The 20,282-nt window shown below is 59.7% G+C and carries 20 protein-coding genes; 12 read left to right on the top strand and 8 right to left on the bottom strand.

Translation table 11 applies throughout. The features are described from left to right. The first annotated feature begins 5 nt into the window (after positions 1–5). Both C8C94_RS06350 and C8C94_RS25435 read left to right on the top strand, forming a co-directional pair. Entirely contained in the window at positions 6–3,041 is a 3,036-nt protein-coding gene (locus C8C94_RS06350; RefSeq protein WP_121420120.1) for an ATP-binding protein, read from the top strand. Further along, on the top strand, positions 3,034–4,857 hold the full coding sequence (locus tag C8C94_RS25435; protein WP_147433241.1) for a response regulator receiver domain: 1,824 nt from the start codon (positions 3,034–3,036) through the stop codon (positions 4,855–4,857). The genes C8C94_RS06350 and C8C94_RS25435 overlap by 8 nt, the downstream gene beginning before the upstream one ends. Before the next feature lie 167 nt (positions 4,858–5,024). Here C8C94_RS25435 and C8C94_RS25840 read toward each other — a convergent pair whose 3' ends face one another. Beyond that, entirely contained in the window at positions 5,025–5,450 is a 426-nt protein-coding gene (locus C8C94_RS25840) for a DUF1731 domain-containing protein (protein ID WP_233573415.1), read from the bottom strand. 388 nt (positions 5,451–5,838) lie between these two features. Next, positions 5,839–6,258: a RidA family protein gene (locus tag C8C94_RS06360; protein WP_121420121.1), complete on the bottom strand. Its 420-nt coding sequence runs from the start codon at positions 6,256–6,258 to the stop codon at positions 5,839–5,841. Between the two features lie 144 nt (positions 6,259–6,402). On the opposite strand from C8C94_RS06360, the gene C8C94_RS06365 reads away from it, so the two are divergent. Further along, on the top strand, positions 6,403–7,350 hold the full coding sequence (locus C8C94_RS06365) for a LysR family transcriptional regulator (protein ID WP_121420122.1): 948 nt from the start codon (positions 6,403–6,405) through the stop codon (positions 7,348–7,350). A 42-nt stretch (positions 7,351–7,392) separates the two neighbouring features. On the opposite strand, the gene C8C94_RS06370 is transcribed toward C8C94_RS06365, so the two are convergent. After that, positions 7,393–8,154 carry a DeoR/GlpR family DNA-binding transcription regulator gene (locus C8C94_RS06370; protein ID WP_121422732.1) on the bottom strand — a complete coding sequence of 254 codons (762 nt, stop codon included), beginning with the start codon at positions 8,152–8,154 and terminating at the stop codon, positions 7,393–7,395. A gap of 93 nt (positions 8,155–8,247) precedes the next feature. On the opposite strand from C8C94_RS06370, the gene C8C94_RS25610 reads away from it, so the two are divergent. Continuing rightward, on the top strand, positions 8,248–8,412 hold the full coding sequence (locus C8C94_RS25610; protein ID WP_158603809.1) for a hypothetical protein: 165 nt from the start codon (positions 8,248–8,250) through the stop codon (positions 8,410–8,412). Positions 8,413–8,432: 20 nt separating this feature from the next. Next, the gene (nudK, locus tag C8C94_RS06375) at positions 8,433–9,029 is read left to right on the top strand and encodes a GDP-mannose pyrophosphatase NudK (protein ID WP_233573578.1); all 597 of its coding nucleotides are present in this window, start codon (positions 8,433–8,435) and stop codon (positions 9,027–9,029) included. Positions 9,030–9,105: 76 nt separating this feature from the next. Here the strand turns inward: nudK and C8C94_RS06380 are convergent, their stop codons facing one another. Then, positions 9,106–9,357 carry a GlsB/YeaQ/YmgE family stress response membrane protein gene (locus C8C94_RS06380; RefSeq protein ID WP_055394624.1) on the bottom strand — a complete coding sequence of 84 codons (252 nt, stop codon included), beginning with the start codon at positions 9,355–9,357 and terminating at the stop codon, positions 9,106–9,108. 298 nt (positions 9,358–9,655) lie between these two features. Here C8C94_RS06380 and C8C94_RS06385 point away from each other — a divergent pair, with 298 nt between their 5' ends. The 3 genes from C8C94_RS06385 (at position 9,656) to C8C94_RS06400 (ending at position 12,186) form a co-directional block, all read left to right on the top strand. Next, entirely contained in the window at positions 9,656–10,609 is a 954-nt protein-coding gene (locus tag C8C94_RS06385; protein ID WP_121420124.1) for a class I SAM-dependent methyltransferase, read from the top strand. Between the two features lie 445 nt (positions 10,610–11,054). After that, the gene (xrtH, locus tag C8C94_RS06395; RefSeq protein WP_121420125.1) at positions 11,055–11,585 is read left to right on the top strand and encodes an exosortase H; all 531 of its coding nucleotides are present in this window, start codon (positions 11,055–11,057) and stop codon (positions 11,583–11,585) included. Further along, on the top strand, positions 11,575–12,186 hold the full coding sequence (locus C8C94_RS06400) for an exosortase H-associated membrane protein (RefSeq protein WP_055394618.1): 612 nt from the start codon (positions 11,575–11,577) through the stop codon (positions 12,184–12,186). The genes xrtH and C8C94_RS06400 overlap by 11 nt, the downstream gene beginning before the upstream one ends. A 47-nt stretch (positions 12,187–12,233) precedes the next feature. Here C8C94_RS06400 and C8C94_RS06405 read toward each other — a convergent pair whose 3' ends face one another. Beyond that, the gene (locus tag C8C94_RS06405) at positions 12,234–12,719 is read right to left on the bottom strand and encodes an EVE domain-containing protein (protein WP_121422733.1); all 486 of its coding nucleotides are present in this window, start codon (positions 12,717–12,719) and stop codon (positions 12,234–12,236) included. A 292-nt stretch (positions 12,720–13,011) separates the two neighbouring features. Here C8C94_RS06405 and C8C94_RS06410 point away from each other — a divergent pair, with 292 nt between their 5' ends. Next, positions 13,012–14,808 carry a DUF3592 domain-containing protein gene (locus C8C94_RS06410; protein WP_121420126.1) on the top strand — a complete coding sequence of 599 codons (1,797 nt, stop codon included), beginning with the start codon at positions 13,012–13,014 and terminating at the stop codon, positions 14,806–14,808. Positions 14,809–14,818: 10 nt separating this feature from the next. On the opposite strand, the gene alkB is transcribed toward C8C94_RS06410, so the two are convergent. From alkB to ada, 3 genes are all read right to left on the bottom strand, one after another. Continuing rightward, positions 14,819–15,472 (bottom strand): DNA oxidative demethylase AlkB, encoded by a 654-nt coding sequence (alkB, locus tag C8C94_RS06415; RefSeq protein WP_121420127.1) that lies wholly within the window; start codon positions 15,470–15,472, stop codon positions 14,819–14,821. Between the two features lie 84 nt (positions 15,473–15,556). After that, positions 15,557–16,312 carry a 2OG-Fe(II) oxygenase gene (locus C8C94_RS06420; RefSeq protein ID WP_121420128.1) on the bottom strand — a complete coding sequence of 252 codons (756 nt, stop codon included), beginning with the start codon at positions 16,310–16,312 and terminating at the stop codon, positions 15,557–15,559. Beyond that, positions 16,309–17,442 carry a bifunctional DNA-binding transcriptional regulator/O6-methylguanine-DNA methyltransferase Ada gene (ada, locus tag C8C94_RS06425; RefSeq protein ID WP_121422734.1) on the bottom strand — a complete coding sequence of 378 codons (1,134 nt, stop codon included), beginning with the start codon at positions 17,440–17,442 and terminating at the stop codon, positions 16,309–16,311. Before ada ends, C8C94_RS06420 begins: the two co-directional genes overlap by 4 nt. Positions 17,443–17,807: 365 nt before the next feature. Here ada and C8C94_RS25615 point away from each other — a divergent pair, with 365 nt between their 5' ends. The 3 genes from C8C94_RS25615 (at position 17,808) to zigA (ending at position 20,258) form a co-directional block, all read left to right on the top strand. Beyond that, a complete protein-coding gene (locus C8C94_RS25615) occupies positions 17,808–18,281 on the top strand; it encodes a hypothetical protein (RefSeq protein WP_158603810.1) in 474 nt (157 codons plus the stop codon). Then, positions 18,278–18,847, top strand: coding sequence for a DUF3592 domain-containing protein (locus C8C94_RS25620; RefSeq protein ID WP_158603811.1), 570 nt, complete (start codon positions 18,278–18,280; stop codon positions 18,845–18,847). Before C8C94_RS25615 ends, C8C94_RS25620 begins: the two co-directional genes overlap by 4 nt. Positions 18,848–19,031: 184 nt before the next feature. After that, positions 19,032–20,258: a zinc metallochaperone GTPase ZigA gene (zigA, locus tag C8C94_RS06435; protein ID WP_121420130.1), complete on the top strand. Its 1,227-nt coding sequence runs from the start codon at positions 19,032–19,034 to the stop codon at positions 20,256–20,258. The last annotated feature ends 24 nt before the right edge of the window (positions 20,259–20,282 follow it).

Consider the following 20,282-nt stretch of genomic DNA (forward strand, 5'->3'; position numbering starts at 1 on the left):
CAGAAATGATCGAATCCTATTCGTTTAAAACGCGAGCACGGACTGTTGACCATCTAGGGCGCGAGCAAATAGCTGATTGCCCTACCGCAATTTCTGAATTATGGAAAAACGCATACGACGCTTACGCGAAAAACGTTTCGTTAATAATATTTGAAGAAACACCCTACCAATTTGATGGGGCAGACTCCATCGATGACGCCCCAGTCATTGCTAGTTTGATGGATGATGGGCATGGCATGTCGAAGGAAGAGTTCTTTGACAAATGGTTAGTTATAGGAACCGAGTCCAAAGCCTCAGGGGATGAAGTTTCTGTTCACGACCGCAAGGGCCTCGCTCTGCGGGTCAAACAAGGGCAAAAAGGAATTGGGCGTCTTTCAGCGGCGGCGCTCGGCCCACTTCTCCTGTTGATATCGAAAAGAGTTGATCAAAAATTTGTAGCAGCGTTAATCGATTGGCGTATCTTTGAGAATCCATTTTTATTTTTAGATGACGTGACTGTACCGGTCGTCGAGTTTGATGTAAAAACTGATTTATGGCAGCTCTTGCCGGGTTTGTTTGATGAATTGATGAGTAACTTGTGGGGGCGAAACTTAAAATTTTCGCAGCAGGAGATAAATCCCGATAGAACTTTTCGAGTTATTAATGCTTGGGAGAAATATAGTGCCCAAGAAAGGCTTTCGGGTCTCCTGAGAACAACGCAGGAAAAAATCGAAGAAGTACTAATTCAGACAACTTTTAATAAAGAACATATTGAAGAATGGAGCGCGTGGAACGATCCTAATGGCAGTGGAACTGCGCTTCTGGTTGCAGATGCCGCATTTGATCTGAAGGCTCAGCTGGCAAGTGACGGGGCAACGGCATCGCAGAATGCAGAAAAGCAAGCTAAGGCTCTTTTTGCAGAGACATTATCGAGCTTTATTGATCCCTACATTAATGAAGAGGATAGGCAGTCTGGATATGATTTTCCTGAATTTAATTATTCTGTAGTCATTAAGTCGGGTTTGGTCAGAAAACCTCTAATTTTTTCGGGTAGAAATTTTGACATCCAAGATTTAGAAAATTTGGAGCATATTCTAGAAGGTAAATTCAATGAGGACGGAGTCTTTGTCGGGCGTGTAAAAGCTTTTGGAAAATGGATTGATGCACCTTTTGTTCTTCCTCCAACTGGGGAACTAGGAAAACGAAAAGATTCAAGGGTCGGACAGTTCTTTTTGAGAATCGGAGCTTTCGAAGGCGACCGGCGCCACTCCACAATGAATGACGAACTACACGCCATAGCAAAGGAAAAATCAGATGATTTTGGTGGTTTACGCGTTTATCGAGATGGACTCCGCGTGCTCCCATATGGGCGTGAATCTAACGATTTCTTTGAGATTGAGAAAAGAAGATCTAAGAAGGCAGGCCGTGAATTTTGGTCCAATCGGAGGCTTTTTGGAAGAGTTGGGATCACCAGAAGCGGCAATTCAAACTTGAAAGACAAGGCGGGTCGTGAAGGCTTAATTGATAATAAGGCGGCTAAGGTTTTCAGAGATTTGGTTGAAAACGTGTTGATGGCTGCTGCTCGCCGGTATTTTGGAGAGGATTCTGAGATAAGAACTTCTGCTCTTGCAAAGATTCAAGAGGAGAATGAAAAAACGAGAGCTGAAGAGGGTCAGAAAATTCTAAGGGTGAGGCAAAGAAAAGAGTTTAGGACTAAATTAGGTATCTATTACCCATTAGCTCAGCAGTTGGAATTGGATTTAAGGGAAATTGAAGAGGAAATGGCTTTGTCCAACCAGGTGGATGAAGAAAGAATACTGCTGGACTGGCAAGATCGACTTAATGATCTACAAAACAAAAAGTCAGAGTTGAGGTTTCCGTCTGGTAGTGTTCCTCGAAGTTTAGGCACTTCCGCTGAAGATTACAAGAATTTTAGAGCTAAGGTGACCAGCGCTGAGGAAAGTATTGGACGCTTACGGAGTTCTCTGACTATAGCCCTCAAAAAAATTAATCCTGATTCGCCTAGAGACATTGCGATTTCAAGACATCAGAGCCACGCATCCTATTTGCAGGGTAGGGTAAGACGTTGGGGCAACACGGCTAAGAAACTCATTCAAGAAGAAATGGTTCGTCTGGAAAAGCTGGTCGTTGAGAAAAACAGTGAGTTCCATTCCATTTGTAAGCCTGAGATGGATGCATTCCTTTTAGGAGAGCAGTCGCTCGAGGATTTGATTGATTTCATGGAGAAGCAGCGCGAGCGGCTCGATTTGGAAAATAGTGATATATTTGCCGGATATATAGACACGCTTGAATTAATGAAAGACAGCGTAGGCCTTTCAGAGGTTGCGCTTTATTCCGTTGCGGAAAAAGAAAAGGCCACTGGAGAGCTTAACCAAATTCATTCGCTGGCGCAACTCGGAGTTACCGTAGAAATTGTTAGTCATGAGATGGACGGCCTAGAAACATCCATCTCAGATGCTTTAGTCACAATGCCGTCTTCATGTCAAAAAACGCATCAATACGAAATCATAAAGAATGCAACAAAACAGATCAGTGATCGGCTAAGATTTTTGGCACCACTTAAACTATCTGGAGATCGCCAGTTTGAAGTGCTGACAGGACAAAAGATTTATTATTATATTACCGAATTCTTGCAGCGTGTAATCACCAATAGCCAGGTGAAGGTGGAGGCATCCCCCGCTTTCTTAAATTTTTCAATAAGAGATCTGCCTGCTCGTATCTATCCAGTTTTTGTAAACTTGGTAAATAATTCAATTTATTGGTCTTCAGGTAGATCGAATCCTCTTATTAAACTAGATGTGATCGATAAAAAGGTCGTTATTTCTGATAATGGACCTGGCATTAATGCGGAAGAAGTTTCGCAGCTCTTTACTTTGTTTTATACGACCAAAGTGAGGGGTGGGCGGGGTGTGGGTCTTTATCTTTCACGATCAAATTTGGCGACGGCTGGTCATTCAATTTATTTCGCTCGCGAAGATTCCGAAAGAGTTCTTTCGGGCGCTAATTTCGTCATCAAATTTATAGGGGCTAAATATGAGTGAGGTTGCGGTGACTGCAGTCGCGCTGGAAAAAGTTGAATGCAAGTTGGATTTGGTTGAAAAGTATAGAGATCTTGTTCAGGAGGCTTATATCACACCGATCAGAACAGTGATTGTGGTGGATGATGAGTTTCCGACGCTGGATAGCTATGTTGATTACCTCCTTATCCACGAAGCGGGCGATGCGCACCTTCCAGAACGTAAGAAATATAGTGCGCGCAATATTGAAATCGTCAAAAATCTACTCAAGTATTCAAGAAAAGACGGGCGAGATTGGCTTGTAGATATTTTTGACGGGGGTCAAATAAATATTGATGAAAATTTCACCTTGCCCAAGCATTTGCAGCATAGTGATCTAATGATTCTTGACTATCACCTTAAAGGCGATCACGGTACGGGGCAAGACGCTATAAAAATATTGAAAATATTGGCCGAAAGCAATCATTTTAATATGGTTGCCATTTATACAAAGGGCTATGAGGGGGAGATTGGGAAAGTATTCAATGATGTTGTTTTCTCATTGTATAAAAATAATATTGATTGCCAATTAACTGACAAGGAGCGTGTTGCGGTAGACAACGTATTGGATACCGTTGATAATGGCATTTTTAGCGATTTGGTAGGAGACGATGCGGAGCTGCTATTACGGTCTTTGATAGAGTTGCAGGATTTGAAAAAACTGTCTCAATCCCCGCCGTGGAAGGATTTTTTTCTGCGCTTGACTGAGAGGCTTGGGAGAAGCGATTTTCAACGGCTGGCCATCACCAAATATGTAGTTGGCGATTTGCTGAATAAATATCAGGAACGATTTTCCAGCGATGATTATGGAAAAGTCAATTTTTTTATTGACAAGGATGTTAATTGGATCCGAGTGAATACACTCTTTGTGACTATAATTAATAAAAAAGAAGATCCAAGTAAAATTTTTGAAAAATTATTGAGTGCCTTGATTAATTGGCAGCCTACCCCGCATCAGTTAGTTATGTCAAAAATGCGTGCACAGATGGATGATTATGGCGTGCATGCTGAATCCGGTGTTTTAAGGGATCGTGTTTTGCAAGCGGGATGGTTGTCGCAATTTTTCCAAGAGCACGCTGACGATCGTGCGCTGAGCTGGCGCAACAATATTAGGTTCCATTGGTTTGCGCTCGGAGATAAAATTAGAGGCAAAATGAATTCATTTTCGTTGTCGGTTTCTAATTATTTGAGTGAAATGGGTGAGGATGAGGTGCTTTCCAAATTCTCCATGAATGATTTGGATCGAAAAAACATATGCTTGAGGATGAACTCATTCAATAGCTTTAAATTGGATATTGATGACGCTCACTTAATGACTGGTCATGTTCTAAAATTAAATGACGGCGATTTTTGGGTGTGCATGTCGCCAGCTTGTGATTTGATCCCTGGTCAAAAGGACGGGGGACGATTTAAGAAAATGGGTAATATGATGCCCTTTGTGGGCGTCAAGCTGTATGAAATTGGTGAGAAGATCGCACTTGAAGATGCTAATTCTAATATTCATGTATTTATGAATGAGGATTTTGGAGGAGCATGTTATTCCTTTCATCCGGGTGGAGTACATTCGGCTGCTCCACATTGGGAGATGCTATATGCTGAAAATACGGGACGATTTCAGGATAAAGCTCTAAAAGTCCATAAAATTAGTTTTGAAAAATCCGCGGCAAATGTTGTGGCTCATGAGGCAATTGTTGTTTCACAGTTTAGATATGAATATGCGCTGAATTTTTTGAATAGACTTGGTGGGAGTCTCTCGCGTGTTGGTTTGGATTATCATAATTTTGTGAGTCCTAAACCATAGATTTAGCAACAAGTGGGCTAAGCCGCGCGCACGGCACTCCCAATGACGGCCTTTGGTGAGAACAGCTGAAGCGAAAGGTGGTCGATGTCCAATGCAGCATGCCGAAGCCCACGATATCTTTTGCCAAAATTTGCTTTTGATAGCTATCAGCGCTTTACCAATAAGCGCTAGAGCCTGTTTTGACTAATATTTTGTGTTAGCAAAGCTGACTCCGGCCTTTGAGTCTCTGCAAGGTCTGTCAGCGCGACGTTCAGTTGCGGATGCGCAAATCGGTAGCCATGCGCCAACGCGGCACATGGCACTGCGTTCTGTCCGTCCAGCAGTAGGGTAGACATTTCCCCTAGCATGCTCCGCAATGGCAGCCCCGGCATACGCAGCCAGGCGCGCCGCCCAAACGATGCAGCCAGCGCCTGCGCAAACGTGGCCTGCGTCACCGCATCGGGCGCCATGGCATTGACGGGGCCTTGCAGGGTTTGGTGCGCCATCGCAAACCGCACCAGCCCCACCGCATCGGCCAGATGAACCCACGGCGCAGGTTGGCGACCATGCCCCAGCACTGCACCCAGTCCCTGGCGGGCGCTCAGCACTTGCATCGGGTAGGCGCCGCCACCGTGCCCCAGCACCACACCGCATGCGCACCACGCGCACGCCCAGGGCCTCGGCGCGCCGTGCCTCGTGCTCAATGGCCGCACAAAGGTCAGACTGGAACTCGCCCGGGCGGGGTGGGGCGGTTTCGTCCAAGAGCTCCATCGATGCGTTGGGCGATGCGCCGTAGAAGCCCACGGCCGATGCGCTGACCAGCACGCGCGGGGCTTTTTGCAGGCGCCGCATCAGGCTGACGACTGCCACGGTGGTGTCCACCCGGCTGGCCAGCAGCTGGCGTCTGCGCGCCTGGGTCCACGGCATGCCCAGCAGGCGGGCGCCTGCCAAGTGACGACAGCGTCGATGGTGGTGATGGAGCAACGTGCGTGCCGCCACATTTCAGCGTCTCACCCCCTCCGGCAGCTTCGCAATCACTTTGATCTCGAACTGAAAGCCATACAGCCAGGTCACGCCAATGCCCGTGAGCGTGGGGTGCGGCGCATTGCCCCAGTATTCGCCCATCACCTCCCATGCGGCCTCGAAATGCTTTTCTGGGTCCACCATGAACACCGTCACATCGATCACGTCGTCAAACGTGCAGCCAGCGGCCTGCAGGATGGCGTTGAGGTTGTCGAACGCCAGCCGCACCTGGGCTTGGTAGTCGGGCTCGGGCGAGCCATCGGGCCGGCTGCCCACCTGGCCCGAGACGAAGAGGAAACCGTTGGAGCGGATGGCGGGCGAGTAGCGGTTCCTTTCGTATAGCGCCTGGCGCCCGGGTGGAAAGACCACGTCGCGAGGGGATTTGTGCGTCGATGCCATGGGAGTGTTTTCCTTTCGGTAGGCCGCAGGGGCCTTGGGTTGTTGTTGAAAGGAATTTATCGGCGTGCCCCCGGCAGATAAACGGGCAAGCCTGTCCATCACTGTTTGTAAACTCCAAACAATCTCTGACGAGGCAGGAGCGCCATGGACCGGTTCGATGCAATGCAGGCGTTTGTGCGGGTGGTCGAATCGGGCAGCTTCACCAAGGCGGCCGACACGATGCACGTGAGCAAGACCACGGTGACGCAGCTGGTGCAGCTATTGGAGGCGCGGCTGCGCGTCAAGCTGCTGCACCGCACAACACGGCGGGTGCAGGTCACCGCCGATGGGGCCGTGTACTACGAGCGCGCCGTGCGCCTCTTGGCCGACATGGACGATGCCGAGACCAGCCTGTCGAGCGCGTCCGCCGCGCCCCGGGGCCGCTTGCGGGTGGATGTGCCCAGCCCGCTGGCCCGGCTGATCCTGGTGCCGGCCCTGCCGGAGTTTCATGCCCAGTACCCCGACATCCAGCTCGACATGGGCGTCAGCGACCGCATGGTGGATCTGATCGGCGACAACGTCGATTGCGTGGTGCGCGGGGGTGAGATTCAGGACCAGTCGTTGATTGCGCGGCGTGTGGGCGACCTGCAACTGGGCGTGTACGCGGCGCCCAGCTACCTGGATCGTGCGGGCAGCCCTGTACACCCGCACGAGCTGGAGAATTCGCACCACCGTGTGGTGGGCTTTTTGTGGTCGCGCACGGGCAAGACGTTTCCGTACGCGATGCGGCGTGGCGCCGAGGACATTCAGGTGCAGGGCCGCTATGTATTGGCTGTGGACGACGGCAACGCCTACCTCGCGGCCGGGCTGGCCGGCATGGGCGTTCTTTGGCTGCCGCACTACATGGCCCGCCCGCACCTGGGCAGCGGCGAACTGGTGCCCCTGCTGGAAGACTGGGCGCTCGACCCCATGCCGCTGTACGTGGCCTACCCACCCAATCGCCACGTCAGCGCCAAGGCGCGGGTGTTCATCGACTGGGTGGCAACGCTGATGGCAAAGCATGCGCCGCCGGTGCGCCCGCCGGGCAAGCGGCCCAGCCGGGCGGGGGACTGACCACCCGTCTGACCACCGCCGCTGTACATACCTGGGGCCGGATCAGGCCTGCGCGACACGCACCGGCGCGCCCGCAGCCTTCAACGCATTGCGCACCCGGGCGGGCGTTGCGGCCGGCACCACCAGGCCAGCCAGCGCCTTGAGCGGCGCCACGGTGAATGCCGATGCGGCGCCCAGCTTGTCGGCAGACGCCAGCACCACCGTCTCGGCCGCGCGCTGGTGCAGGGCGCGTTTGACGGCGGCCTCCTCAAAATCGCCCGTGGTCAGGCCCGCTTCGGCGTGCACGCCGGTCACGCCCATCAGGTACAGGTCTGCACGCAATTGCGCCGCCGCTTCGACCACGCTGGCGCCCACGTTCACCATCGAATGGCGGAACAGCCGGCCGCCGAGCACCAGCACCTCGATCTCGGTATGCGCCGCCAATGCCACGGCCACGGCCGGGCTGTGCGTGACCACCGTGGCGCGCAGGTCCAGCGGAAGGTGTTGCACCACCTGCAGCGAGGTGGTGCCGCCGTCGAGGATCACCACCTGGCCAGGCTGCACCAGAGCCGCGCCGGCACGGCCCAGTGCGCGCTTGTCGTCGGTGGCAAGGTGCTCGCGCACCTGCAGGTTGCCCACGGCCTTTGATGCGGGCAGGGCGCCACCGTGCACGCGCTGCAGCTGGCCCTCGGCCGCCAACTCGCGCAGGTCGCGCCGCACAGTGTCTTCCGAAATCCCAAGTTCCTCGCTGAGTGCCTTGGCCACGATCTGGCCGTCTTGCCGCAGGCGATCCAGGATGAGTTGTTTGCGTTGGGTGGTGAGCATGGGCGTGAAGCGGGGCAACCATGGATCAAAACCAGGGTTGCATAAATTTGCATGTTTGTGCATGATATTGCACGATTAAAAATTTGCAAGACCATGTCCACCCCCACCCACCCAAACCCTCCGCTCCTGGTGCTTATTGCTGGCCCCTACCTCTCGGGCACCGACGGCGACCCCGTGGTGCACCCCGTGAATGAATGGCCGCTGCGGCAGCACGCCTGCGCCGCCAACGCCATTCCCGCAACGGAGCCAAGCCTGTGAGCCGCCCCGTGCCCGCACCGGTGCCTGCCAGTACCGAGCAGGTCAAGCTGCAGTCGGTGGAGGTGCTGTCCGACCATTGGTACACCCTGCGCAAGGTGACCTTTGACCTGCGCCGCCGCGACGGCCAGTGGCAAACGCTCAGCCGCGAGGCCTATGACCGCGGCAACGGCGCGGCCCTGCTGCTGTATGACCCGCGCCGTCGTACGGTGGTGCTCACACGCCAGTTCCGGCTGCCGGCGTTCCTCAACGGCAGTGCCGACGGCATGTTGATCGAAACCTGCGCCGGCCTGCTCGACGGGGACGACCCCGAAACCTGCATCCGTCGCGAAGCAGAGGAAGAAACCGGCTACCGCGTGCGCCAGCCACGCAAGGTGTTCGAGGCCTACATGAGCCCCGGCTCGGTCACCGAAAGGCTTCACTTCTTTATCGCCGAATACGAACCGCAGGATCGCATCCGCACCGGAGGTGGCCTCGCCCACGAGGGCGAGGACATCGAAGTGATCGAGATGCCACTGGCCGAAGCCCTGGCGGGCATTGGCAGCGGCGTGATCGAGGACGGCAAGACGGTGATGCTGCTGCAGCATGTGGCGTTGATGCTGCAGGAGGCGGCGGGATGAGGACATGCAGGCGGCGCAGGCGTTAAGGCCTGCGATGCCTATCGCGGTGTGCCGCCGGGCAATGCGCCGCCGCGCATCAGGCCTTCTTCTTCACCAGCCCGTAGATCACCAGCAGCACGATGGCGCCGATGATCGATGCGATCCAGCCGACGGACGCATTGGGCCCGTACCAGCCCATGGCCACGCCCACATAGCGCGCCAACAGCGACCCGGCAATGCCGAGAACGGTGGTCATGATCAAGCCCAATTTGTCATTGCCCGGCTTCAAGGCGCGCGCGAGCAATCCGACGATGAAGCCGACAACGATGGTTCCGAGAATGGAAAACATGGAATTCCTTTGTGATGATGGTCAAGCCGCACCGATGGCCCGGCAGCGACTGTAATTGCATTTCTGACCACGGTTTTCCACGCAGGATCCAGGTTGTTGCAGGGCAACGGCGCACATTGAGAATGGCCTGCATGCTCCTGGCGAGGCGATGGTGGCGCGGATCGGCACGGCGCCTTGGTCCTTGCAGGCACGATAATGGATGGCGCTATTATTTCAGTAGCTAACAGCGCTTATATTTCAAGCGCCAGCGGCCATTTTTTCTCATGGTCTCGTTTTTCCAACCCGCCCCCGCTCCTCCATGCAAGCTTTGCTCGACGCCATCGCCGCCATGCCCCTGCCCGTTGAGGCCCAACGCGTCTTTCACGGGCGGGGCGGGCTGCATCCGGGTTCTGAGCAGTGGTCGCTGGACGCCTACCCGCCGGTGTTCGTACTGACCAGTTTCGCCCCCGCCAAGGACGAAGACCTGGCCGCCATCGGCGCCGCGTTGCAGGCGCGCTGGGCGCAGATCGCACCGGCTGGCGAGCCGCTCAACTGGGTCTTTCAGCACCGGGGCGAGGCTCTGCGCATGGAGGGCCGTAGCGAAACACGGCTGATGGCCGGCGCCGTGCCCGACCCGCACGTCGTGAGGGAGGCTGGCGCGCGCTATCGCGTGCATGTGCTGCGTGGGCAAAACCACGGCCTGTTCCTGGACATGGCCGAGGGCCGCCGCTGGGTGCGCGACCACGCGGCCGCCCGCAGCACCGACCGCTATGGCCTGAAGGTGCTCAACCTGTTCGCCTATACCTGCGCTTTCTCGGTGGTGGCGCTGCAGGCGGGCGCCAAGCACGTGGTCAACGTAGACATGAGCCATGGCGCAATCGGCATCGGGCAGCAAAACCACCAGCTCAACGGCATCACCACGGGCGCGGCGTTTTTGCCGCATGACATTTTCAGCAGCTGGGGCAAGATCACCCGCAGCGGGCCGTATGGCCTGGTCATCGTGGACCCGCCCAGCTACCAAAAGGGCAGCTTCGTGGCCACCAAGGACTACGCACGGCTGATGCGCCGCCTGCCCGACCTGCTGGCACCTGGCGGGCATGCACTGCTGTGTCTGAACGCGCCCGAGCTGGGCGTGGGCTTCCTGCAAAAGCAGATGCAGGAGCTGGCGCCTGAACTGCACTTTGTCGAACGGGTGGCCAACCCGGCTGTGTTTGCGGATGTGGACCCCGAGCGCGCCCTCAAGGTGCTGGTGTACGCCGCCCCGAACCTTTGAACAGGGTCTCAGAACCTGTGCCAAATCTTTTTGGAGTTGCCCAAGTGTCTTGCCGGGATGGGCTGCTAGGCGCAGCGCTTGCCAATAGCCCGTGCCATTGGCAAGCGGTGCAACAACGCAGACCGCCCGGCAAGGCACTTGCCCGAAGGGTTGGAGTGAAATCGGGTGATTGAACGCCCCGGCTGCTTGCATGGGCATGAGCCCATGCAGCGCATCCGAAGCATCCACGTCCATCACGATGGCACTCCAATGCAATCTCCAAAAAGACTTTGAACAGGTTCTCAGGGCCGCTTGCGAGTGCCATTTGGGCTTTGTGGGTTATGGGTAGCTTCTGATATTCTTTGCGGCGCCTGTGTGAACCACAGGCCCACGTTCTCACGGCCTCGCCGCCTGGCGCATTCCTGGCGTGTTGGTGCGCGCTTCACCAGGTTCTTCTCATCGACGTATGGTCCGATTTTTCTTGATTTTCATCGCCGTCTTGGCGGTCCTCTTTCGCATCGACATGCTCGATGAGGTGCAACGGGTCGCCATCGAGCCCTGGACCAGCCTGCTCGCCACCGCCAGCGCAGCGCTGATGACCCCGCTGGACTCGGATGTGGCGCACCATGGCCGCATCCTGATGAGCAAGGCCACGGGTTTTGCGGTGTCCATCGAGGCGGGCTGCAACGGCGTGGAGGCTGCCATCATCCTTATCGCCGGCATGATCGCGTTTCCTTCCAGCTGGAAACACAAGCTCGCCGGCATCGCCATCGGCATTGCGGCGGTGCAGGTCGTCAACCTGCTGCGCATCATCAGCCTGTACTACCTGGGCAAGTGGAACATGACCGTGTTCGAGTTTGCCCACCTGTACCTCTGGCAGGCGCTCATCATGCTGGATGTGCTGGATGTGCTGGTGGTCTGGATGCTCTGGATTCGCTGGATCGCCCGCCAGCAACCTCCCTCACCCCCTCAACCCCCCCTCGCCAATGCAGCTTAGTTCTGTCGGACGTTTTCTGCTGGTTGCCATTGCCAGCCTGCTGTGCCTGATGCCGCTGTGGTACTACCTGTCGCCACAACTGTCCAAGCCCGTGTTCTTCATGGCGGGCGAGGCGGCTTCCACCTTGTTTCACTGGGCATTGAGCTACACCCAGAAAGAGACCACGGCGTTGTTGAACACCACGCTCAAGGTGGTCTCCGTGCAAAACGGCCAGTTCAAGTCGGGCAAGCTTGCGCCTTTGGTGGACTACCGCTTGCTGGGCTACGGCATCGTGATCTTCTGGGCGCTGGTGCTGGCATCGTTTCCCCGTCACTGGGGGCGCAAGCTGCTCATAGGCTCCTTGGCCATGCTGCCGATCCAGGCACTCAACGTGGCCCTGCAGTGGTGCAACGATGTCTTCAACCGGGCGGGGCCTGAGGTGTTTGTGCAGACGGGACTGCCCGGGTGGGTGGCCGACGTGGTGGCATTTCTGTACCACTTCAACCTGTTCATCTTTACCGCACTGGCCCCGGTGATGCTGTGGCTGTTGCTGGACCGGGAGTTCCTGGCCAAGCTCCACGCCCAGGCGCGTGCCGCCGTGGCCGTTCAGCGGCCACAGTAAAGCGGGGAGGCCCCAGGGCGGGGGGCAAAGCAGGGCAAGCCTGTGGCTCAGCCCAGCATCTCCATGATTGCAGCCCACTCTACGGGCTCCACGGGGGTGATGGACAGGCGGTTTCCGCGCTGCAGCACCCGCATCTGCGCCAGATCCGGGTGCTCCCGCAGCTGCGCCAAACCCACCACCCGTGTCTTGCGCTGCGCCTGCACATCCAGCAGCAGCCAGCGGGGTTTGTCGGCAGGGGATTTGGGGTCGTAGTACGGCGAGGCGGGGTCAAACTGCGTCGGGTCGGTTCGTGTGCCGCTCGCCACGCGCGCAAGGCCGGCAATGCCTGGTTCGGGGCAACTGGAGTGGTAGAACAAAACGCCATCGCCCACCTGCATGTCGTCGCGCATGAAGTTGCGGGCCTGGTAGTTGCGCACGCCCGTCCAGGGCACGGTGGCATTGGGCGCGGCCAGGGCGTCGTCGATGGAGCATTCCTCGGGCTCGGATTTCATGAGCCAGTAGCGCGCGGGGCGGGGTGTGGCAGAGACAGTCATGGCCGCCATTCTGGCAAAGGTGTGGTGGTGCGCATACAGGACAGGCCACGCATGTTTTACCAAGGCGCTTCTGTTTTTATAGCTAATTGCGCTTGATGGATAAGCGCTGGGTGCCATTTTGGTTTGTGTTTCAGCGTCTGAACTGCAGCAGAACGGACCCTGCAAAACCACAAGGGCCCGTAGGAGTTGCAAAACGTACTGGCCCGCCGCCGCCGCAAGCCGCAGAATCAGCGCCGCCCGGGTTCCGGAAGAACAAAAGCCCCCGGCAAGGGGGCACGCAGAGGGAGGGTGTATGGCCAACCAGGCACGGCGGCGCACCAAAGGCGCCAACCATCAGGCAGCGGCAAGCAACAAAAGCAGCTCCTGGTTTCTCATGCTGTTTGCGCTGCCGTTTTCCGCCGTGGGCATTGGCATGCTGCTGCTGGGTGTGCTGCCCACTCTGTACGACTGGTCGCGCATGCAGTTCTGGCATGAGGTGCCCGCACGGGTGGTTTCGGCCCAGCTGAACACGCACCGGGGCAGCAAATCAGGCAGCACCTACAGCGTGTCGGTCCACTACCGTTATGAAGTGGCGGGCGTGGCGTATGACGGCCACCGGCCTGCCATCAACACCTTGGCCGACAACATTGGCAACTTCCATGAGAACCTGGCCTGGCGCTTGGAGAGCGCCCAGCGCAGCGGAATGCCTGTGCCGGTGTGGGTGAACCCGTCGCGCCCGCAGAATTCGGTGGCCGACCGCAGCCTGCGCCTGAGTCTGCTGGGTTTTCAGATGATTTTTGTGGTGCTGTTTGGTGGCGCCGGGGTGGGCATGTTGATCTGGGGGTGGAGCCTTCGGCGCAGCGATGCACACAAGGCGGAGCGCTTGCAGACCCTGGGCGGTGAGCCATGGCTTGCCAACAGGGCATGGGCCGACAACCGCATCCGCTCCAGCAAGCGCTGGGAGGTGTGGTTCGCCTGGGGCTTTGCCGTGGTGTGGGGTGCCATTGCCTACCCCGCGGCGTTGTCGGCCATTCCCCGCGCCTGGCGCAACGAGAACCACATCGTGCTGTGCGTGCTGGTGCTGATGGTTGCCGTGGGGCTGGGCCTGCTGGTGTGGGCCGTGCGCGCCACGCTGGATGCGCGGCGCCATGGCGAGGTGCGGCTGGTGATGGACCCGTTTCCTGGAGCCATCGGCGGGCATGTGGGCGCCACCGTGGACCTGCCCGGTGTGCCGTACCGGCCTGATCTGCGGTTTGCCGTGACGCTGCGCTGTGCCTACCACTACCAGACGCGCACGGGAGGCGGCGACAACAGCAGCGAATCGCGTGAGCAGATCGTGTGGGAGGGCGAGGGTGCCGCACAGGTGCAACCCCAGGGACGGGGCAGCCGCGTGGCGTTCCGCCTGAGCGTGCCCAAGGGCCTGCCCGAGTCTGAACAACCTGTGGGCACCAACGAGCACCACTGGGCGGTGCTGCTGGGAAGCACCGATCCGGCGCTGAAGTTCTCACGCCGGTTTGAGGTGCCCGTGTATGCCACGGGTGCCGAATCCACCTGGCTCGCACACGACGCCGCCAAGCACCCGCAGGTGCAGGCCCAGCGCGATGCCGAGCTGGACGCGGTGAGCGACATCGAGCCCGTGGAAGGTGGCGTGCGGCTGTACCAGCCCTACGGCCGCCTGTGGCGGCAGAACCTGCTGTGGCTGGTGATGGGCGGGGGCTTCCTGGGCCTGGGCGTGATGGCGGGCTACATCGGCGCGCCTGTGTTGTTTCCGCTGGCGTTTGGTGGTGTGGGCGGCGCCATGCTGGTGTGGGGCTTCTATGCAGTGTCCAATAGCCTGACCGTGCAGCTGGACCGCCAGGGCCTGCGCACCGAACGCCGTCTGTTGGGCCTGATGCTGGCCTGGCGGCAGGTGCCTGCGCACGACATTGCCCGCCTCTCCATCCAGGAAAGTTATACGCTGCAAAGTGGTCACCAGCGCACCACGTTCTTTCGGGTGCAGGTGAATCTGCGCAACGGCAAGAGCGTGAGCATTGCAGACAGCCTCCAGGGCCGCCCTGTGGCGGAGCAGATGCTGAGCACCTTGGCCAAAGCCACGGGCTATGCCCGGTGAAGGGGTGGGTTCAGCGCGCCTTGCGAAATGTGAGGTTGATGCGGTAGCTGCCCGTCATCGGGTGATGGGCCTCAGGTAGCGGCAACACCCCATGAAACCGCAGCCGCGCCGGGCCCCCCCACACCACGACATCTCCATGCATCAGCGCAATGCGCCGCGCCTTGTCGGAGCGCTGTGCACCGCCCCAAAGAAACACCGCCGGAATGCCGAGCGACACGGACACGATGGGGTGCGCGTAGTTGCCCTCGTCCCGGTCCTGGTGCAGCGACAGCCGGGTGCCAGGGGCATATCGGTTGATGAGGCAGGCGTCAGGCGCAAAGCCGGGGAAGCCCGCTGCTTGCGCCGCGTCAAATGCCAGCTGGCGCAATAGCGGCGGCATGGCGGGCCAGGGCTGGCCGCTGTCGGGGTCGAGGGGGTCGTAGCGGTAGCCGCTGCGGTCGCTCACCCAGCCGAGTCTTCCGCAGTTGGTCATGGCCACCGACATGCGCAGGCCCCCGGGGGTGATGAGGTGCCGAAAGGGGGCTTGTGCCGTCACTTGCTGTACCGCTTGCAGCAGGTCTGCCGCCTTCTCCAGCGCAAAGCCGCGCAGCACCATGGCGCCGGGCTCCAGCACCTCGGGCGGCTGGGCAGGCTGGGGTGGGTCGTCGAAAAGGCTCAGGCTCATAACGGTGGCAATCCATGGCGACGGTGTGGACCGCAGCTGCCGTCGTCCCCGGAGGGGCAGGCGCGAAGCGGCACAGGGGGAACATCATCCAGCATCGTGAAAGATCACACCCAGCGTGTGCCGCTGCCCGCTGCGCAAGCGGCTTACGCCATGTCGCATCTGCACGCGGTACGGCCCGCGCGTGCCCTGCACGGGGCGGTGGTGCACGGCAAACACCACGGCGTCGCCGCGCTGCAGCGGCACCACCTCGGCCCGCGACTGCATGCGCGGGCGCTGCTCGGTCAGCACGAATTCGCCGCCCGTGAAGTCGCGCCCGGGCTCTGACAGCAGCACCGCGACCTGCAGCGGAAACACATGCTCGCCATACAGGTCCTGGTGCAGGCAGTTGTAGTCGCCAGCGCCGTATTGCAGCAGCAGTGGGGTGGGGCGCACCTGGCCTGCGGCGTGGCAGCGGGCAATGAAGTCGGCGTGCCGGGCGGGGTAGCGCACATCGATGCCCATGGCGGTGTTCCACTGGTTGGCGATGGGCGCCAGGTGCGGGTACAGTGCCTCGCGCAGCCCGGCCACCACATCGGGCAGTGGGTAGCTGAAGTACCGGTATTCGCCCTGGCCAAAGCCGTGGCGCTGCATCACCACGCGGCTGCGGAAGGTGCTCTCATCCGCGTTGCCATACAAGCGGGCCAGCGCGGCGCATTCGGTGGCGCTGAGCAGTTGCGGCAGTACCGCGTTGCCTTGCTGGTGCAGGGCCTCCGTGGTTGTTGGCCAGTCGATGGCAACTGCACGCTGCGCCCAATCGTCGTTCTTCAGATCGGGTTGGTGAGACAGCGGGACAGCGCTCATGCCACCTTCTCCGCCTGCGGTTGTGCGGGCTCTGGCGCGGCTTCACGCGTCAGCAGCGCACGTTTGCGTTCCACCCCCCAACGGTAGCCCGACAACGCGCCATCGCTTTTCACCACCCGGTGGCAGGGTATGGCCACCGCCAGCGCATTGGCCGCGCAGGCCTGCGCCACGGCGCGCACGGCGGTGGGGGCGCCTATGCGCTGGGCCACCTCGGCGTAGCTTGCAGTCTGCCCGGCGGGTATGGCCTGCAGGGCCTGCCACACGCGTTGCTGAAACGCCGTGCCACGCACGTCCAGCGGCAGGTTCAGCCCCAGGCCCGGGGCCTCGACAAACGCTACCACCTGTGCCACCAGCGCTTCAAACGCGGTATCCCCGCCGATCAGGTGGGCCTGTGCAAAGCGGTCCTGCAAGTCGCGCACCAGGGCGTCTGCGTCGTCGCCCAGCAAGATGGCGCAGATGCCCCGGTCGCTCTGGGCGACCAGAATGGCGCCCAGCGAACACTGGCCAATCGCAAAGCGGATGTCTTGCGCAGCGCCCCCCGCGCGGTAGCGGCTGGGCGTCATGCCCAGGACCTGGGCCGATTGTTCGTAAAAGCGGCTGCTGGACTGGTAACCCGCGCTGTAGATCGCGTCCGTCACCGAGGCCGTGTGTGCGTTGTCGAGCGCACTGCGCAGGCGCTGCGCACGCTGGGCGGCGGCATACGCCTTGGGCGTGAGGCCCGTGGACTGCTTGAAGATGCGGTGCAGGTGCGACGGGCTCAGGCCCATCTGGGCGGCCAACGCATCCAGCGTGGGCGCTTCACCGGCGGCAGCGCCTTCGATGATGCGGCAGGCCTCGGTGACCAGCGCGGCGTGGTGCGACAACGCTGTGGGCTGCCGGGGCTTGCAGCGCTGGCAGGGGCGAAAGCCTGCGGCTTCTGCATCCGCGCAGCTGTGGTGAAACCGCACATTCTCCGGCCGGGGTGCACGCGCCGCGCAGCTGGGGCGGCAATACACGCCCGTGGTCTGCACCGAATACCAAAAGCTACCGTCTGCCGCTGCGCTGCGCGCCGCCACCGCCGCCCAGCGCGGGTCGGCTTGGGTGGCGGCGGCCTGTGCGGCCTTGGTGGAGGGGGTGGCGCGGTGGGGCATGGAGACGGCGTAGGTAAATGGTCGGTCCGGGATGTTGGCGCTGCGCTGGGTGGCGTTCGGGTTCATGGTGGATGGCTCACAAGGGGGTTGCGATGCCATGCACTCTAGGGATGGGGTGCGCAGTGTGCACTCCGAAGCTTGCTTTTGAATTCTGCGACACGCCACCGAGGTGCTTTTAGTGCTGAATTGCTCTCGATTCAATAGCTGCTAGCGCTTTCCCATCAAGCGCTAGAGGCCTAAAAGGCACAAATCTACCGGCTGTTGTGTGGGATTGATCGCGCCCCCATCTTTTAGACTGCACCCGGCTTGCCGCCAGCGCCCAGGCCAACCAGAACAAAGCCCACCATTCGGGAGGAGACCCATTTATGCCGCACATCCGCCACGCACGCAGGGCGGGGTTCCACAAGGCCCTGTTGCTCACCTTGTTTGTCGCCGCAGGGGGCGTGGGGACTACTGCAGGGGCCGCTGACCCACAGGCTGCAAACCCTCTGGTGGGCCGCTGGAAGGTGGCCAGCATCAACGGCGCGCCGCCGCCCAAGTTCCTGGCGGGCCAGGTGCTGGTGATTCAGGCCGATGCGCAGGTCATCAACCTCGACCTGGGTGCATCCGGTGGCACAGCCGCATCGGAGGGCGCCGTGCAGAAAGCCCTGCGCGACGCTCTGATGCGCGGCACCTGGCGTGCCGACAAGGCGCGGCTGTATGTGTCGAACAGCCCGCGCCGCGACACCGGCAGCGCCTACGCCATCACGCAACAAGGCAAGTTGCTGAGCCTGGACCCGGACCCGTATTTCTCGAATGCGGACGTACCCTCCAAAGCCACCTACGAGCGCTTGCCGTGACGTCCCCCGCGTCCCCACGCCGCGCGGCGCAGCGGCGTGAAAAGCTGCCGGGAGGCATTTGGGTTCTGGCCTTGTTTGCTGTGCCCTTTGCCGCTGCGGGCATCGGAATCTTCTGGTTCATGGTGGCTTCGCCCTTGGTGGACTGGGCGCGCATGCAAACCTGGAACCAGGTGCCTGCGGTGGTCGAATCTGCCACGCTGCAAAGCCATCATCCCAGCAAGGGTGGCACCACGCACAGCGTTTCGGTGCGCTACCGGTATGTGGTGGAGGGCGTGACCTACACCGGGCAGCGCGCCGCCATTCACGAGCGGGCCGACAACATTGGCAGCTTTCAAGAAGAACTGGGCCGCCGTCTGCAGGGCTTGCAGCGCACTGGCAAAGCCGTGCCGGTGTGGGTCAATCCCCGCAACCCTGCCGAGTCGATTGTGGATCGCCGCCTGCGGCCGGGCCTCATCACCCTGGCACTGGTGTTGTCATCGGTGTCGGCATGGTTTGGGCTGGCGGTGCTGGCAAAGATAGCCCGCGCCGTCTGGAACGGTGGCATGCCTGTCTTGCCGGGCTCTTAGCCTCCGCCCCGAGAGGTAGGCGCGCCACAGGCCCAAGGTACGAGCCAAGGCCTGCATTACCGCAGGTTTCCAAAAATGCAATCAAGTTGCGTTATGCTTCATTAACGCAAGGTAGTTGCATTTGTTCGTGCTGGGCCAGACGGCGACCGGAGCAACCTGCAACACAACACGCATGCCAACCTCCATGACCTCTGCCACTACCCACCGCACTCCACGCCGCCCGCATACCCGCCTTCCCGTCACCGTGCTCTCGGGCTTTCTGGGCGCGGGCAAGACGACGCTGCTCAACCACATCCTGAACAACCGCGAGGGCCGCCGCGTGGCGGTCATCGTGAATGACATGTCCGAGGTCAACATCGATGCGGCCCTGGTGCGCCAGGGCGGCGCTGAGCTGTCGCGCACCGATGAGAAGCTGGTGGAGATGAGCAACGGCTGCATCTGCTGCACGCTGCGCGAAGACCTGCTGCTGGAGGTGGAACGCCTGGCCAAGGAGGGCAGGTTCGACCAGCTGGTGATCGAATCCACCGGCATCTCCGAGCCCTTGCCCGTGGCCGAAACCTTCACTTTCACGGGGGAAGACGGCAAAAGCCTGTCGAGTATTGCGCGGCTGGACACCATGGTCACCGTGGTGGACGCGTTCAACTTCCTCAAGGACTACAGCTCGCGCGACAGCCTGCAGGCCCGTGGCGAATCACTGGGCGAGGAGGACCAGCGCACGGTGGTGGACTTGCTGATCGAGCAGATCGAGTTCTGCGACGTGATCGTGCTCAACAAGGTGGATTTGATCGACGCAGCGCAGCGCGAGCAGCTCATGGCGATCTTGCGCAGCCTGAACCCGCGTGCGCGCATGGAGGTGTCGCAGTTCGGCAAGGTGGCGCTGGCCTCGGTGCTGGACACCAAGCTGTTCGACTTTGACGAGGCGTCCAAGGCGCCCGGCTGGCTGGCCGAGTTACGTGGCGAACACACGCCCGAGACCGAGGCCTACGGCATCAGCAGCTTTGTCTACCGCGCCCGCGTGCCGTTCCATCCACGCCGCTTTTTTGATTGGGTAGAAAGCGAGTGGCCCGGCGTGGTGCGGTCCAAGGGGTTCTTCTGGCTGGCCAGCCGCCCGGCGTATGCGGGGTCGTGGTCGCAGGCCGGCGCCGTGGCGCGCCATAGCGCCGCAGGCTTCTGGTGGGGCGCAGTGCCCCGCGATCGCTGGCCGCGTGATGCTGAATCCTTGGCGGCCATCCAGAAAAACTGGGCCGATGGCGTGGGCGACGCCCGGCAGGAGCTGGTGCTGATCGGTATCGGCATGGACGAATCCAAACTGCGCCAACGCCTGGACGCCTGCCTGCTGACCGATGCGGAGATGGCCCAGGGCCCGCATGCGTGGACGCGCTTTGACGATCCGTTTCCCGCTTGGTCGTGATGGCTAGTCTCTGGAATAGGGCCG

This window comes from Acidovorax sp. 94 (genome assembly GCF_003634645.1).
Taxonomy (GTDB): domain Bacteria; phylum Pseudomonadota; class Gammaproteobacteria; order Burkholderiales; family Burkholderiaceae_C; genus Acidovorax; species Acidovorax facilis.

What these genes read in the sequence shown, in the direction of transcription:
- C8C94_RS06350 (WP_121420120.1), top strand. Translation starts at nt 6, where the DNA reads ATGATCGAATCCTATTCGTTTAAAACGCGAGCACGGACTGTTGACCAT.
- C8C94_RS06385 (WP_121420124.1), top strand. Translation starts at nt 9,656, where the DNA reads ATGCAAGCTTTGCTCGACGCCATCGCCGCCATGCCCCTGCCCGTTGAG.
- C8C94_RS25840 (WP_233573415.1), bottom strand. Translation starts at nt 5,450, where the DNA reads ATGCAAGTGCTGAGCGCCCGCCAGGGACTGGGTGCAGTGCTGGGGCAT.
- ada (WP_121422734.1), bottom strand. Translation starts at nt 17,442, where the DNA reads ATGCCCCACCGCGCCACCCCCTCCACCAAGGCCGCACAGGCCGCCGCC.
- alkB (WP_121420127.1), bottom strand. Translation starts at nt 15,472, where the DNA reads ATGAGCCTGAGCCTTTTCGACGACCCACCCCAGCCTGCCCAGCCGCCC.
- C8C94_RS25435 (WP_147433241.1), top strand. Translation starts at nt 3,034, where the DNA reads ATGAGTGAGGTTGCGGTGACTGCAGTCGCGCTGGAAAAAGTTGAATGC.
- C8C94_RS25615 (WP_158603810.1), top strand. Translation starts at nt 17,808, where the DNA reads ATGCCGCACATCCGCCACGCACGCAGGGCGGGGTTCCACAAGGCCCTG.
- C8C94_RS06405 (WP_121422733.1), bottom strand. Translation starts at nt 12,719, where the DNA reads ATGACTGTCTCTGCCACACCCCGCCCCGCGCGCTACTGGCTCATGAAA.
- C8C94_RS25610 (WP_158603809.1), top strand. Translation starts at nt 8,248, where the DNA reads ATGTCCACCCCCACCCACCCAAACCCTCCGCTCCTGGTGCTTATTGCT.
- C8C94_RS06380 (WP_055394624.1), bottom strand. Translation starts at nt 9,357, where the DNA reads ATGTTTTCCATTCTCGGAACCATCGTTGTCGGCTTCATCGTCGGATTG.
- C8C94_RS06360 (WP_121420121.1), bottom strand. Translation starts at nt 6,258, where the DNA reads ATGGCATCGACGCACAAATCCCCTCGCGACGTGGTCTTTCCACCCGGG.
- C8C94_RS06400 (WP_055394618.1), top strand. Translation starts at nt 11,575, where the DNA reads ATGCAGCTTAGTTCTGTCGGACGTTTTCTGCTGGTTGCCATTGCCAGC.
- C8C94_RS06365 (WP_121420122.1), top strand. Translation starts at nt 6,403, where the DNA reads ATGGACCGGTTCGATGCAATGCAGGCGTTTGTGCGGGTGGTCGAATCG.
- zigA (WP_121420130.1), top strand. Translation starts at nt 19,032, where the DNA reads ATGACCTCTGCCACTACCCACCGCACTCCACGCCGCCCGCATACCCGC.
- xrtH (WP_121420125.1), top strand. Translation starts at nt 11,055, where the DNA reads ATGGTCCGATTTTTCTTGATTTTCATCGCCGTCTTGGCGGTCCTCTTT.
- C8C94_RS06420 (WP_121420128.1), bottom strand. Translation starts at nt 16,312, where the DNA reads ATGAGCGCTGTCCCGCTGTCTCACCAACCCGATCTGAAGAACGACGAT.
- C8C94_RS06410 (WP_121420126.1), top strand. Translation starts at nt 13,012, where the DNA reads ATGGCCAACCAGGCACGGCGGCGCACCAAAGGCGCCAACCATCAGGCA.
- C8C94_RS06370 (WP_121422732.1), bottom strand. Translation starts at nt 8,154, where the DNA reads ATGCTCACCACCCAACGCAAACAACTCATCCTGGATCGCCTGCGGCAA.